General features: G+C 31.0%; 14 protein-coding genes. 2 read left to right on the top strand and 12 right to left on the bottom strand.

Features of this window, described 5'->3' with window-relative positions; genetic code table 11:
- Nucleotides 1-140: 140 nt before the first annotated feature.
- From RR409_RS07685 to hflX, 7 genes are all read right to left on the bottom strand, one after another.
- Nucleotides 141-1,916: a M3 family oligoendopeptidase gene (locus tag RR409_RS07685; RefSeq protein ID WP_332557155.1), complete on the bottom strand. Its 1,776-nt coding sequence runs from the start codon at nucleotides 1,914-1,916 to the stop codon at nucleotides 141-143.
- Nucleotides 1,917-2,011: 95 nt separating this feature from the next.
- Nucleotides 2,012-2,422 (bottom strand): DUF3785 family protein, encoded by a 411-nt coding sequence (locus RR409_RS07680; RefSeq protein ID WP_332557154.1) that lies wholly within the window; start codon nucleotides 2,420-2,422, stop codon nucleotides 2,012-2,014.
- Between the two features lie 272 nt (nucleotides 2,423-2,694).
- The gene (locus tag RR409_RS07675) at nucleotides 2,695-3,435 is read right to left on the bottom strand and encodes a YebC/PmpR family DNA-binding transcriptional regulator (RefSeq protein ID WP_332557153.1); all 741 of its coding nucleotides are present in this window, start codon (nucleotides 3,433-3,435) and stop codon (nucleotides 2,695-2,697) included.
- A gap of 371 nt (nucleotides 3,436-3,806) precedes the next feature.
- Nucleotides 3,807-4,454 (bottom strand): YigZ family protein, encoded by a 648-nt coding sequence (locus tag RR409_RS07670; RefSeq protein ID WP_332557152.1) that lies wholly within the window; start codon nucleotides 4,452-4,454, stop codon nucleotides 3,807-3,809.
- A gap of 126 nt (nucleotides 4,455-4,580) precedes the next feature.
- Nucleotides 4,581-5,234, bottom strand: coding sequence for a HEAT repeat domain-containing protein (locus tag RR409_RS07665; protein WP_332557151.1), 654 nt, complete (start codon nucleotides 5,232-5,234; stop codon nucleotides 4,581-4,583).
- Between the two features lie 123 nt (nucleotides 5,235-5,357).
- On the bottom strand, nucleotides 5,358-5,582 hold the full coding sequence (locus RR409_RS07660) for a hypothetical protein (protein WP_332557150.1): 225 nt from the start codon (nucleotides 5,580-5,582) through the stop codon (nucleotides 5,358-5,360).
- Nucleotides 5,583-5,730: 148 nt separating this feature from the next.
- Nucleotides 5,731-7,521 carry a GTPase HflX gene (gene hflX / locus RR409_RS07655; RefSeq protein WP_332557149.1) on the bottom strand — a complete coding sequence of 597 codons (1,791 nt, stop codon included), beginning with the start codon at nucleotides 7,519-7,521 and terminating at the stop codon, nucleotides 5,731-5,733.
- Nucleotides 7,522-7,698: 177 nt separating this feature from the next.
- On the opposite strand from hflX, the gene hpt reads away from it, so the two are divergent.
- A complete protein-coding gene (hpt, locus tag RR409_RS07650; RefSeq protein ID WP_332557148.1) occupies nucleotides 7,699-8,232 on the top strand; it encodes a hypoxanthine phosphoribosyltransferase in 534 nt (177 codons plus the stop codon).
- A 50-nt stretch (nucleotides 8,233-8,282) separates the two neighbouring features.
- On the opposite strand, the gene RR409_RS07645 is transcribed toward hpt, so the two are convergent.
- Both RR409_RS07645 and yunB read right to left on the bottom strand, forming a co-directional pair.
- Nucleotides 8,283-8,843 (bottom strand): hypothetical protein, encoded by a 561-nt coding sequence (locus tag RR409_RS07645; RefSeq protein ID WP_332557147.1) that lies wholly within the window; start codon nucleotides 8,841-8,843, stop codon nucleotides 8,283-8,285.
- A gap of 179 nt (nucleotides 8,844-9,022) precedes the next feature.
- Nucleotides 9,023-9,655, bottom strand: a complete 633-nt coding sequence (gene yunB / locus RR409_RS07640) for a sporulation protein YunB (RefSeq protein ID WP_332557146.1) — start codon at nucleotides 9,653-9,655, stop codon at nucleotides 9,023-9,025.
- Between the two features lie 155 nt (nucleotides 9,656-9,810).
- Between yunB and RR409_RS07635 the strand changes: the two genes are divergently transcribed.
- A complete protein-coding gene (locus RR409_RS07635; RefSeq protein WP_332557145.1) occupies nucleotides 9,811-12,276 on the top strand; it encodes a PBP1A family penicillin-binding protein in 2,466 nt (821 codons plus the stop codon).
- Between the two features lie 122 nt (nucleotides 12,277-12,398).
- Here the strand turns inward: RR409_RS07635 and spoVAE are convergent, their stop codons facing one another.
- From spoVAE to spoVAC, 3 genes are read right to left on the bottom strand one after another with little or no spacing between them, the layout of a single operon-like run.
- A complete protein-coding gene (spoVAE, locus tag RR409_RS07630) occupies nucleotides 12,399-12,755 on the bottom strand; it encodes a stage V sporulation protein AE (protein ID WP_332557144.1) in 357 nt (118 codons plus the stop codon).
- Between the two features lie 2 nt (nucleotides 12,756-12,757).
- On the bottom strand, nucleotides 12,758-13,774 hold the full coding sequence (gene spoVAD, locus RR409_RS07625; protein WP_332557143.1) for a stage V sporulation protein AD: 1,017 nt from the start codon (nucleotides 13,772-13,774) through the stop codon (nucleotides 12,758-12,760).
- Nucleotides 13,775-13,779: 5 nt separating this feature from the next.
- Entirely contained in the window at nucleotides 13,780-14,232 is a 453-nt protein-coding gene (spoVAC, locus tag RR409_RS07620; protein WP_332557142.1) for a stage V sporulation protein AC, read from the bottom strand.
- Between the last annotated feature and the right edge of the window lie 73 nt (nucleotides 14,233-14,305).

Here is a 14,305-nt window from a genome sequence, read left to right as displayed (position 1 = left end):
TAAACTTATTATACAGTTTCTTATAAACTTTTTAATAACTTGTATATACTTTGCTATTATTTAAATAGAAGCATCTTAGAGCAAAGAAAATAAAGATTTATAGATTAAAAATATAATTAATCTATAAATCTTTATTTAAATTATTTCTCTAAACTAAGTTCAATAAACCTTTCGATATCTTCTTCTACTATTTTTAAAGAACTTCTCCAAAAATCTATAGAATTTATATCTATATTCATAATTTTAGTTACATCCGCAACTTTTAGTTTTCCTGTTACCCCTAAAAGCTTATCATATTCTTTTACAAACTCTTTTCCTCTTTTTAGATATTCTGCATATAGTCCTTTAGCAAATAATAATCCAAAGGCATAAGGGAAGTTATAAAAGTTGTAACCTGCTTCATAGTAATGAGGCTTACATATCCACATATATGGATGCAAGAATTCTGAATCTAACCCATCACCATAAACCTCTTTTTGAGCTTCAAGCATTAAATTTTTTAACTCCTCGCTACTTAAAGAACTTTCTTTTCTCTTTTCAAATAAATTACTTTCAAAAATAAATCTACTTAAAATATCAACAATAACTTGATTACAATCTGAAATTTCACTTTCTAATATAGAGAAAGCTTCTTCCTTAGAAGCTGTCTTTATAGCAGCTTTTTTCACTATAGTTTCACAAAAGGTTGATGCAGTTTCTGCAATAGGCATTGGATAATCACTATTCAGATATTCCTCATCCCTTAAGCAATCTCCATGATACCCATGTCCAAGCTCATGTGCCATAGTTACTACATCACTAAAAGTTCCTCCATAGTTTAACATTATACGGCTTTCCCCTAACATATGAAGATTACTACAGAAAGCTCCACCTACTTTTCCTTCTCTTGGATAAACATCTATCCAATTTCTATCAAAAGCATTTTTAGCAAAATCCCCCAACTCATCACTAAATGTTCTGAAGTTTTCTTCTACAAAAGCTTTCCCCTTTTCATAGTCAAATTCCATTTCTACCTGACCTATAGGAGCAAACATTTCATAAAAGGGAAGGCCATTTTCATGTCCTAAAAGTTCTCCCTTTCTTCTTAGATATTTTCTGAAAACTGGAAGACTTTCCTTCATTGCTGTGATCATTACATCTAATGTTTCCTTATCCATTCTAGACTTAAATAAACTTTCATGTAATGGTGATTCAAAGCCTCTTAAATTTGCAACAGTAATTACTTCACCCTTAATTCCACTTAAAGCTGCAGCAACTGCATCTTCAATTTTTTTATAAGCTTTTAATTCTGCTTCGTATGCATTTTTTCTTACTGTGCCATTTTTATCATGAGCTAAATTTCTTGCCACAGTTAGTGGTACTGATTTTATTTCACCATCTTGTTCTAGTTCTACTCTTAAGTTAGATGTAATTAAATTCCTCATCTTTGCCCAAGCACTTGAACCTGTAGTTCTCATCTTAGCAATGATTCCTTCTTCTTTATCTCCCAATAAATATTTACTTTCTTCTGTTATAGACATTAAAAAAAACTTATACTTTTTCAAAGTCTCAGAGCCTTCAATAATAAGCTCTAAGTTTGATAGATTCCCAATAAATTTGTTAATTTTAGCTGTAGGCTCTGCTATTTTACTATACTTTTCTTCTGCAACTTCTATATTTTTTTGAGCTTCTGAGTTGTTAGTATCTACACTTAAAGTTAAAGATGCAAAGCTTAGTACTTTATTAAAAATTATCCCCATTTCTGTATATAGCTTCACATAATTTTCCAACATTTTCTTTGCATTTTCACAATTATTAAGTGAATTTGCAAAATTAATATACCTTTTTACATATTCATCACACTTTGCCATATCATTTTTATATTCTTCACTTTGAAATGAGGAATATAATTCTCTTAAACTCCAATTTCCATTCATTTATTGGGCCCCCTTATATAAATTAATGTTACCACTTTACATTTTACCATTTAATTTAAATAAAATGAATATTTTTCCTTATTGGAGTGTCATAATTACATATCGCATTGTTCAACTTCAATTGTCCATGTTCCACAATTTTTACAAACTAAAACACTTACAATATAACTATTATCTACTTTCTTTTCCTTAATTAAATAGCCAAAGGTAACATTTTTATATTCCTCAGATATACTACTTAAAACATAATTATTATCTTTCGTAAAGATGTAAAAGTGATATTCTAAAAACTGAAAAAATTTAGTATCATCTTTTCTATTAAATTTACACTCATCACAACAAGTATCGTAATATTCTACAGCGAAATCAACCTCTTTACCTGCATTTAAAAGCTCTAGTACTGTGGAAATCTGAAGATTTTCCACTTCCTCATTATTTATGTAATCACAATTTTCTTCCCTAAGCTCAAATTCCTTACCTTCATGACAAAATTTATAACTGCTCATTCTTTCATCTCCTTATTAGTGTACCTTGCATAAATGGTTTCTTCATATTAATTATATATTATACATGGTAAATCTGTCTTAATATAAGCCTAATGCCATATAAGTATCCTGAATATAATATTATGCTTTATTTAAAATATTCAATAGAAGCTTTTTCTTCATAGTTTATATAATATCCAAATACTATCCTATTAATTACCATCTCTATAATATTCATAATAAAAACACCTTCTTATATTGGCATTTTTCAATATAAGAAAGTGTTTCTTTTATTAACCTTCAAACTCCTCTGGGAACTCTGCATTGTGCCAAACATCTTGAACATCATCATCATCTTCAAGTGCATCAAGCATCTTCTGGAATTTTACTGCTGTTTCCATATCTATGGCAGAAGTAGTGTCTGCTACCAATTTAACTTCAGCTTCTAAAAATTCTATCCCATTTTCTTCTAACGATTCTCTAACTCCTCCAAACTCTTCTGGAGTCGTTGTTACAACATATACTTCCTCTTCTGAAGAAAAATCTTCTGCTCCAGCATCAAGGGCCATCATCATTAATTCGTCTTCATCTATTGAATCACCTTTTTCAATAATAATTTCACCCTTCTTTTGGAACATAAAACTTACACAACCACTTGAACCCATATTTCCACCATTTTTAGAAAATGCATGTCTTACGTTTGCTGCAGTTCTATTTTTATTATCTGTTAATGATTCTACAATCACCGCTACTCCACTTGGGCCATATCCTTCGTAAGTAATTTCTTCATAGGTAACACTTTCAAGTTCTCCTGCCGCCTTTTTAATTGCCCTAGTTATTGTATCTTGAGGCATATTTGCTGCTTTAGCCTTAGCAATTACATCTCTTAATTTGGTATTTGTTTCTGGATTAGAGCCACCATTCTTAGCCGCTACCATTAACTCCTTACCTATTTTAGTAAAAATTTTCCCTCTTTTAGCATCTACTTTACCTTTCTTAGCTTGTATATTATGCCATTTTGAATGTCCTGACATGTGTATTTCCTCCTAACTTATATAGAAACTTTCGGCATCTAAAATAAAATATCTATTTACTATGCAATTGATATTTGGTGCAATATTAAGTTATTTTACTAACTTAATAATTTATAAAATAATCCACATAGTTATTAGTTGTCTTCTCTAAGATACCTTTAGTAAAATTTACAAAATAACTTAAACATCTTAAATAATATAATAATACAAATTTTGATTTATACTTTTCGCCAAAATCTATAGAATTTTCTATAGATGATTGTCTCTCAATAAATTTTATTGAAGTAGTATATACCAAATCCATCCCTAGTTCTTGTTTTGAATATACCTTGACTATTATATCACAGAAATAATGTTAATTTCAAACATATCTAATGTGCCATATAAAGTCTATTTCCCTCTTTAAAGAAATATTCTTCATCACCCTGAGCAATAACTACTTTTCCACTTGTAGCTTCTACAAAAGCATTAGTAATTACATTTAACATAGAGCTCTCACAATACATACTAATTTCAACTTTATCTGTATAAATAATATCCTCCAGGTGCCATTGATTTGTGCTACAAATATACTGAACTTTTCCTAGCAAATCATAATCTAAGGTTATCCTCAAGTGTAACCCCAGAACTTTTTCTACAATGCAACCTTCATTTATTGCCAAAACTGCACCCTTTGAATATGCTCTAGCTAGTCCTCCAGTCCCTAAAAGTATTCCTCCAAAGTATCTTGTTACCACCACAACTATATCTGTTAACTCATTCTTTTTAAGAACCTCTAGCACTGGAATTCCCCCAGTACCTTGAGGTTCTCCATCATCACTATATCTTTGAATCCCTTTATTTACTCCAATAACATACGCAAATACATTATGTCTTGCTTCCTTATGGGAGGCCTTTATTTTATTAATAAAATCTTTAGCTTCTTCTTCGCTATGTATTCTCTTGACATGTCCAATAAATATTGATTTTTTTTCATCAAATTCTGCAGAAGCTTCTTTTTTTATAGTAAGATAACTCACTTTAATCCCCCCTATTAAAATTGGTTCTAAAAGTTTATACAATGAAATGCTTATTTCTAAACTCTTAATAACACTATAAAAATTATTAAATATGAATCTTTCAATATACTTTGATTATGTAAAGTGCTATTTTACAGCTGCAAGATAATCTTCGCAAGCCTTTTGAATATATGGTTTATCACTACTAATGTGTATTTCTTTTATTTTATCTATAGCCCTTTTAGAATTAAGCTTCTGTAATGATTTTATTGCATAAGAAACCACCTGTGAATTACTATCATTTAAAGCTCTAACTAAAGCAATTTCACCCTTTTCATGAGCAATTTTACCAAGTGCTGAAACTGATAATCGTCGAATATTCACATGATTATTAACAGTACTTTTAATTAAAATATCAATGCACTCTTCTATTCTCAATTCTCCAATAATCCAGAGAGCTGATTCTTTATCCCTAAGTGTTAGGTCTATGTAATTTTTTTTTATAAAATCCTTCAACTTCTCCTTATTTACCCTATCTAAGCTATTCAGCACATATATGCGCTCTGATTTATCAGCTTTGGCTAGAGATTGAAATAATTCATCTATACTCTCACTTTTAACTAAATATCTATATTTAATCTTACAGTTAATTAAGTGCTTTTGCACTGTAGATTTTTCTAAATTTCTAATTTTACTTATTGCTTCTATGGACTTTCCTTCTAAATGAAGAAAATAAGTTATTTCTTCCTCACTATGGTTTTCTATAAAGTCCCAATTATACTTTACTAATCCACTACTCACATCTTTCCCACCTTAAATAAATGATTTCTTAATGTGTACTTAATTCCTTTTCTATAGACTAAATTCTTTAGTATAAATAAATCTATAAATTTTTAGTAGGTTCTATACATGTCAATTCTACAACTACACTATGATTTTCTCAATGTTTTTTCTTTCAAATCCCTCACATTTGTTACATTTAAATATATGAACACAAAAATCCCCTTTATCATCTATAGGATCATCAGCACTATAATCATCATAATAATCCTGTTCTCTTCCCTTATCTTCCATAACTCCATTACAGTGGTGACACTTAGAAATCTTGTTGTATAAATCATTACATAATGGGCAAATTATTTCCTCCATGTAAATTCCTCCTTTTATAATATTATACTAAAACTATTTTTACCATTAATACCTCTTTTAAAACAAATAAAGCAGAGCTTAACTCTGCTTTACTTAATTGTGATATTTTTATTTATATATGGAATAAAATACTTTTAAGCCATGTTTTTTAGCTTTCAACAATGTAGCTCTTGCACTTATTGTATACTTCATCATTACCTTGTACAGTAACTAGAGTTCCTTCTTCTAAGTATTCCTCACTTTCTACCTTAGCATTTCTATGAAGATATGCCACAGTAGATGAATCACTATAAGGTATTACTACTTTAAAACTTTTTAATTTATATGGCAATACTTTGGTACATTCTTGAAGTAGTCTATCTAAGTTTACTCCATTTTTAGCTGAAACCTCTATAATATTATATGTGGAAAACTTTTCTCTTAGTGTCTCAAGTTGTTCATTTGAGGCTATATCTATCTTATTAAACACTAAAATGGTAGGTTTTTCTCCTGCACCTAATTCTTTTAAAACTTCTTCTACTACTTCAATTTGCAATGCAGCAGTATCACTTGAAGTATCCACCACATGTAATAAAAGATCAGAATATACTACTTCTTCTAGTGTAGATTTAAAAGCCTCAACTAAATCATGAGGTAGTTTTCTAATAAAGCCAACGGTGTCTGTTATTGTAGCAATTCTATTATCAGGTAAAACTATTCCTCTTGTAGTTATATCTAATGTTGCAAATAGCATATCAGCCTCAAAAACTTTTTCCTTAACTACAGCTGATTTTTGTGGAGAAAAATCACAAAGTATATTCCTCAAAGTAGATTTACCTGCATTAGTGTATCCTACAAGCGATATTTTAGAAATATTATCTTTATTTCTATTTTCTCTTTGAGTTGATCTTATGTTTTTTATTTTTTCTAATTCTCTATTTAAATCATAAATTGTTTCTTTTATATGCCTTCTATCAGTTTCAAGTTTCTTTTCCCCTGGTCCTCTTGTACCAATACCACCACCTGTTCTTGACAGTACTGTTCCAAGACCACTTAATCTACTGGATCTATATTTAAGTTGTGATAATTCTACTTGAATCTTAGCTTCCTTTGTTTTAGCTCTTCTTGCAAAAATTTCTAATATTAAAGTAGTCCTATCAACTACCTTAACTCCCAGCGCTTGCTCAAGATTCCTAACTTGAGAACCTGATAATTCTTCATCAAAAATTACTACATTGGCTCTTAAGGATTGTCTTAACAAAGCTATCTCCTCAACCTTACCGCTACCAATATATAAAGCTGGATCAATTTTATTTCTTTTTTGTAAAATGCTATATACAGGTTCTACCTCACAAGCCTTTGTTAACTCCTCCAGCTCTTGAAGGCTTTCTTCATCTTCCACTGCTACTAAGATAGCTCTTTCAGAACTATCCTCATGAATTTCATTGTTTTTTATTATATCTTCAATATAATTTACTTTATCTATAAATCTAAAATCCATAACTCCATTTATACTTAGAGGCCCTACTTCTTCATCTATCAATATATTATCCTTAACATCACAAAAACCTATATTAAAATATAGAGGATTATCTGCTGAAACTCCAATAGCAACTATGCAATCTAACTTCAGTTTAATTAGTGCAGATAAATCCAGAGCTGAAAGCTTCGGATTGCCGTTTGGATGAGTGTGTATTACCCTTATAGAAGATAATTTTCTTTCCTTCATGTAGATTTCAGGCATTTCTACTGAACTACTATCACCTATAGCTACACTTATTACAGATCCCTTTCTATCAATGGCTACACTAACTTCTCTTTCTAAATCCAAAGTAACTTCCTTTAAAAGATTTGCTAGTTCTTCTGTTAAAATGTCATCCTTTTGAAACTTCATATCATATATAATTTCTAACCTATTTAAAATAGATTTTCTCACACCATCAATGTTTCCATTTATCATACATATCATCTCCACCCTATATAAAATTTATAATATTTTAATTGTATGCATATTAATATTCCTATTGCTTTACTATAAGTATATATAATTTTGCATTTATCTATACCCTTGACAACTTTCATATTATTTTATACTATAAAAACATTATTGTAAATATAAATTAGAGGGCGTGAATCAATGGAAAACAAACAAATAAATATACTATTTTCTAAGGAACAAATTGATAGTGCAATTGTTAAAGTAGGAAAGCAAATTTCTAAGGATTATGCAGATAAAAAACTATATGTTTTATCTCTTTTGAGAGGAAGTTTCATTTTTACTGCAGACTTAGTAAGAGAACTTGAAGTTCCAACTAAAATTGGGTTTATGACAACTTCAAGTTATGGTCATGGTGAAGAATCATCTGGGATATGTAAAGTTGTTAATGATGTACCTGATAATATAGAAGGCTATGATGTTTTAATAGTTGATGATATTGTTGATAGCGGAATAACTATGAGCTTTGTGGTAGACCATGTAAAAAAACTTGGGGCAAATAGTGTTAAATGCTGTGTGCTATTAGATAAACCTGAAAGAAGAAAAGTAGAGATTAACCCGGATTATTGTTGTTTTGAAATTCCTGATTTATTTGTGGTTGGATATGGATTAAACTATGGTGATTATTATAGAAATATACCATATGTATTTAATTGGGAAGCTTCTGAAAAATAATAACTTATTTTAATGCAAAAACCATCATATGAAATCATATGATGGTTTTTCTACATTACAGCACTTATTATATTATAATTAGCTTTTTCCTTATATTCACTTAAAAGTCCAGCATATACAACATTCTTATTTTCCATATTATAAAAGTGACCAGGTTGAACTAAGGCTGGTGAAACATTAAAATTAAAAACACCACTTCTTACTAAAACTTCAGATACAAACTGAGAACAAAAGTAATGATTTCTTCTTTCAATTGGTACATTAAACACTACCCCTAGCAATCCTATCATATTGTAATGAAGATTATGTTTTTTTATTTCAAATTCATTTATAATGTTTCTTACTTCCTCGTACTGTTCCTCTGTAACCTCTATAGAATAAATATAACATTTTGTATTGTAAAACTTTTTATATATTCCATTATCTATTTCTTCCTTAATAAATCCTCCAATAAAAGGGTTGTTCACCTTTTTTCTTGCAAAACTATATAATTCCCGTAATTCAGGGTCAAGTGCAATGGATACATGCGAATACTTTTCTTTTGAAAAAAGCTTAATTATCTTAGAAGGAGCTGTTCCCGTATATGAAAGCATAATATATATATTTTTCATCAGTTTCCTCCCCTTAGCTTTTTGTCTGCTTGTTAATAAAGTATTTTGTTTAACAATTTAGCAACTTTATTTTAACATAAATTATATAGTTTGTCCTTATAAATCTTCTAGAATTGCTTCAATGAATTTCCAAATTTAAAATATTAAAGAAAATGTTAATCTATAAGTGTTTTATTAAGTCAATTATCATTTAAATTCATTTGTAAAGATGTTTGTGGTACCTTTCCTACAATTATTGTTTCTGCTATTGGAACTTGATTCCTTATTATCACATCACTATGTGCCATTGGTATAATTACTCTAATCCTAGTAATTGTTTCTACGTAGATCTTATGTCTTGTTTGATTTATTCCAGCAGTTTCAAATTGAGAACTATATTTTGTTTCAATATATCCTATTGGCATCATTCTCACTGTTACTTTAGGACCATAATATGCTAAAATATTATTTTTAGTTAAATACCCAACTGGGACTTTAACTCCTACTTCCCCAATCTTTTGAAGTTCATTTTGAGCATTTATAGCTACACTAGTGGCTATCTTATTCATTTTCAATGTGTCCGCTTTTAACATAGTGATATTTCCTTCCCCGTCCTTTTCTATTTTAATTACCTCATCATAATTGAAATTATTTGAGTACTCATTGAAAATTGCCTTATTAATAACTTCTGTAGCTTTTACTTTCATTTCTGCATCACAGGTTGTCATAACGGTAGGCATAATAACTGCGTCTAATGCATAAATAAATGTAAAAAACAAGGACATGAAAAAAAATAATATAACAATTGCTTTAAATTTTGTTATGGCTTTCATCATTAAACCCCTTTATAATTGTAATATAATGTCAATACTACTTCTATATATATATTTATATGTGCTCTTGTATGTATGAAGAATAACTTTGTTTCTAAAATATTTAAATTATGGTATAATACTAAAAATAAACTAAATCTTAAGGAGGATACCTTATGGGAGAAAAGAAACAACCAGAAGCTAAAAAGAAGAAACCCACAAAAAATAAAAAATCTAAATTTTTTAAGGTTCTATATATAAGTTTATTGATAATTATTTTAAGTTCCATAGCTGTTGGTGGTGGAATTTTTATGGCCATGATAAAAACGGCTCCTAAAATTAACTTAGATAGTTTTTTAAGTGTCCAAGAAACCTCAGTTCTTTACGATAATAATCAACAAAAAATGGATGAATATATATCTGAACAGCGAAGAATTGCCACTACAATAGATAAAGTTCCAGAAAGTCTAAAAAATGCTTTTATTAGCATAGAAGATGAGAGATTTAAAACTCATCATGGTATTGATATTAAACGACTAGTTGGATCACAAGTTGAAAACGTAAAAATTATTACTGGATTATCCAGTGGTAGTTATTCTGGAGCTTCTACTATTACTCAACAACTTGTTAAGTACAAGTTCTTCTTGCAAGAATCTCTAGATAACAGGCTTTCTCTAAAAAGAAAAATTCAAGAAATGTACTTAGCAACGGAAATTGAGAAAAAATTAAGTAAAGATCAAATCTTAGAAGCATATATGAATACCATATTTTTAGGTGGAGATTCCCATGGAATTGAAGCTGCTTCAAACATGTATTTTAACAAGTCAGTTTCTGATTTAACTTTAAAGCAGGCAGCTTTCTTAGCTGGTGCCGCACAAAATCCATCTTTATCCTTTAGTAATGCTCGTGAAGCTTATGATAATAAGCAAGCCTTTGATTCACCAAGAACAAAGGCGGTTTTGGGAAAAATGTTAGAAACCGGGACTATTAATCAAGCGCAATACGATGAAGCTATTGCAGAGGAATTGCTCTTTAGTTTTTCACAAGTACTAATTGATAAAATGCAGTATGAATGGTTTTCCCGACCCGTAGTTGAACAAGTAAAAAAGGATTTGATGACAACTTATGGATATACTGAAGGTGAAGCTTATGAGCATTTAAACTATGGTGGTTTACAAATATACACTACTATGGATAGAGCTATGCAAGACTCAACCCAAAAAATTATAGATGAATCATTTCCTAAGCACAAGGATTTACAAGCTTCTGCTGTAATAATAGACTATGTTAAAGGTGAAGTTAAAGCTATTGTGGGAGGTCGTGGAGAACAGCCTGCCCTATCGTATAACCGTGCTGCCTCAGATCAATACTTAAGGGCTCCTGGGTCTAGTATTAAACCTTTAACAGTCTATGCTCCAGCAATAGATACAAAAAAACTTACTGCTGGGTCAGTGCTTGAGGACGCACCATTCCCAAAAGATTTAGGTACAAAATACGCTGCTCCTGGTGAAAAACCTTGGACTCCTAATAACTGGGACTTCAAATTCTCTGGTTATATAACAATTAGAGATGCTGTTAAATATTCTAAGAATACCATTGCAGCAAAAGTTGATGATTTAATTGGATTACAAACTGCAGTTAAATATGGAGAAAAATTTGGAATACACTTAGATTCTGATGATAAATCTTCCCTTTCTGCTATGTCCCTAGGACAGCTTGATGGCGGCGAATATAGAGGAACAAATCCCCTTGCCATGGCTCAAGCCTATGGTGTATTTGGTAACCAAGGAATGATGACTAAATCAAGAATGTACACAAAGGTTACCGATAAAACTGGAAAGGTTCTTCTTGAGCCTAAGTTTGAAAGCACACAAGTTATTTCTGCTCAAGCAGCTTATGTAATGTACGATTTATTAAAAGAGCCAGTGTACGGCGCTGGCGGTACTGGTACTGCTGCTAAGATTGGAAATATGCCTGTTAGAGGTAAAACTGGAACTTCTGAGAACTATAAAGATATATCCTTTGCTGGATTAACTCCATACTATTCCGGATACGTTTGGATTGGGTATGATAAGCCTAAAGAATTAGAAAGTGATATTAGAGGTAGTAATAACTCTGCATCACTATGGTCTAAAATAATGAAAGAAGCTCATAAAGACTTACCAGTTAAAGACATTCAAAAACCAGATGGACTTGTCACTGTATCAATATCAAAAGATTCTGGAACTCTTCCTACAGAGCTTACTAAACATGACCCTAGAGGTAACAGAATTTATTCTGAAATATTTATTAACGGAACTCAACCAACTACACTTGATGATATTCATGTAGAAGCTGAAGTTACAAAGGGACCTGATGGTAAATATGTTCTTGCTACTGAATTTACGCCAAAAGATAAAATAGAAAAGCGAGTATTCATTAAAAGAGAACATAAATACGATGCAAAATTAGCTGATGATGAATTTGTTTTACCTACGGAGAAGGATTCTTATAAACCTGCTGATAAACCAGCAGATCCAGGAACACCTGGTGGTTCAGGTGACCCAAATAATCCGGATAAGCCAGAAGTACCTGATGATTCAGAGTCACCAGATGATACTGAGGAGCCTGGAACAACTAATCCTGGCACAACAACTCCTTAGTGAACTACTCTTATCATAGGTTTATCAAAGAAAATAAAAAAAGTTAGCAAATTTAAATTTGCTAACTTTTTTTATTTTAGTTTCTTAAGAATATCATAATCATCAAAACCAACTATGAAATTTTATTTTGTTTTAGAAGTAAATATCAAAGACATAATATATCCGAATACAATGGCTGCTGTAATTCCTCCCGCAGTTCCCTTAACTCCTCCTGTAAAAACGCCTATAATGCCGCTTTTATCCACTTCATTCATAACTCCTTTGGCAAGAGTATATCCAAAGCCTGGTAATGGTACTGTTGCTCCTGACCTTCCAAACTCAACAATTTTTTCATATAGTCCAAAAGCTTGAAGTATTACTCCTGAAGTAACAAATATCACAAGTATTCTACCAGGAGTTAGCTTTGTAGTATCCATTAGTATTTGTGCTATAACACAAATTAATCCACCTACAACAAATACTCTTATATACTCATCCAAATTTATTCACCTCCATACTCAAGAACAACTGCATGAGCTATAGCTGGAATACTTTCACCTTGAAGAGCTGAAGTGGCACTTAAAAGTGCTCCAGTAGCAATCAGTAATACTCTCTTATATTTCTGAGAAAGAAGGCCTTGATATATCATACTAGACATTACAGAAGCTGAACAGCCTGCACCACTACCTCCACAATTTGTACCTTGTTTTTCATGTTCAAAAATTTCATCCCCACAATCAATATAGCTACTTTCTATGTTGTATCCATACTCCTTTAATAGTTCTATGGTTATGGTCTTTCCTACTTTTCCAAGGTCACCACTAACAATCAAATCATAATCACTAGGTTTTCTATTGGTATCCTGAAAGTGTTGCTTCAGTGTATCTACGGCAGCTGGAGCCATCGCAGCACCCATTTCATTGGGATCTTTTATTCCATAATCCTTAACTTTTCCTGTAGTAACATGAGTTACATAAGGATAATTTCCATAACTTCCAAGCAATAAAGCTCCTGCACCTGTTACTGTCCATTGTGATGCTGGTGACCTTTGGCTTCCCATCTCCAAAGGAAGTCTAAATTGACGTTCTGCTGAAGAAAAATGAGAAGAGGTTGATGCAATTGCATAACTAGCAAACTCTGCTTCTATAGACATTGACGCCATAGTTATTGCTTCTGTAAAAGTTGAACATGCTGAATAAAGTCCGATAAAAGGCACATCTAAATCTCTTGCCATAAATGTAGATGCCATTATTTGATTTAATAAGTCTCCAGCAAAAATATAATCAACATCTGTTTCATTTAATCCTGCTTTTTTAATACAAGATGTTACTGCCTTATAATGCATTTTACTTTCTGCTAATTCAAAACTTTTACATTCACACATATCGTTACTAAGAATTTCATGAAAATACTCCTTCAAAGGGCCTTCACCCTCTTTTGGTCCTACAATTGCATAGGCTGTGATAATTTTAGGTTTTCTTGATAGTTCCACTGTTTGCAGTCCCAACCTTCTCGCCATTCATATCACCACCTAAAAAAGTAATATAGTAATCCAAGAATAAAAGATGAGGTTATTCCATAAACCAATACTGGGCCTGCAATAACAAACATCTTGGATGCCACGCCAAATACAAATCCCTCTTTTTTAAATTCTATAGCAGGAGAAACTATAGAATTGGCAAATCCTGTAATTGGAACCACAGAGCCAGCCCCAGCATAATCTCCAATCTTATCGTATATCCCTAACCCTGTTAAAATTGACCCTATAAGAATCATTAATATGGACTCAAATGCCATGGCCTCTAATTTCTCTATACCAAAATAAATTAATATATCAAATATAACTTCTCCAATTATACATATTAATCCGCCAGTCCAAAAGGCTCTAAAGCTATTAAGCAATATATTAGGCTTAGGTTTAGATTGTTCATAAAGCTGTTGAAATTTTTGTCTTATATTTTTTTCTTTAACTTTCATAAACACCCTCCTTGTAGCTTTTATAGCTAAAGAATGAAAAACAAAACTCTTTATAATTAAAGATTTGTGCGTA

The organism is Clostridium sp. (assembly GCF_036642255.1).
In the GTDB taxonomy this organism is placed as follows: domain Bacteria; phylum Bacillota; class Clostridia; order Clostridiales; family Clostridiaceae; genus Clostridium_J.
Note: the sequence above shows the minus strand (reverse complement) of the source record. Positions and strands in the feature narration are given on the sequence as shown.

What these genes read in the sequence shown, in the direction of transcription:
- RR409_RS07680 (WP_332557154.1), bottom strand. Translation starts at nt 2,422, where the DNA reads ATGAGCAGTTATAAATTTTGTCATGAAGGTAAGGAATTTGAGCTTAGG.
- RR409_RS07675 (WP_332557153.1), bottom strand. Translation starts at nt 3,435, where the DNA reads ATGTCAGGACATTCAAAATGGCATAATATACAAGCTAAGAAAGGTAAA.
- spoVAD (WP_332557143.1), bottom strand. Translation starts at nt 13,774, where the DNA reads ATGGCGAGAAGGTTGGGACTGCAAACAGTGGAACTATCAAGAAAACCT.
- RR409_RS07645 (WP_332557147.1), bottom strand. Translation starts at nt 8,843, where the DNA reads ATGAAAAATATATATATTATGCTTTCATATACGGGAACAGCTCCTTCT.
- spoVAC (WP_332557142.1), bottom strand. Translation starts at nt 14,232, where the DNA reads ATGAAAGTTAAAGAAAAAAATATAAGACAAAAATTTCAACAGCTTTAT.
- hflX (WP_332557149.1), bottom strand. Translation starts at nt 7,521, where the DNA reads ATGATAAATGGAAACATTGATGGTGTGAGAAAATCTATTTTAAATAGG.
- RR409_RS07635 (WP_332557145.1), top strand. Translation starts at nt 9,811, where the DNA reads ATGGGAGAAAAGAAACAACCAGAAGCTAAAAAGAAGAAACCCACAAAA.
- yunB (WP_332557146.1), bottom strand. Translation starts at nt 9,655, where the DNA reads ATGAAAGCCATAACAAAATTTAAAGCAATTGTTATATTATTTTTTTTC.
- hpt (WP_332557148.1), top strand. Translation starts at nt 7,699, where the DNA reads ATGGAAAACAAACAAATAAATATACTATTTTCTAAGGAACAAATTGAT.
- RR409_RS07685 (WP_332557155.1), bottom strand. Translation starts at nt 1,916, where the DNA reads ATGAATGGAAATTGGAGTTTAAGAGAATTATATTCCTCATTTCAAAGT.
- RR409_RS07660 (WP_332557150.1), bottom strand. Translation starts at nt 5,582, where the DNA reads ATGGAGGAAATAATTTGCCCATTATGTAATGATTTATACAACAAGATT.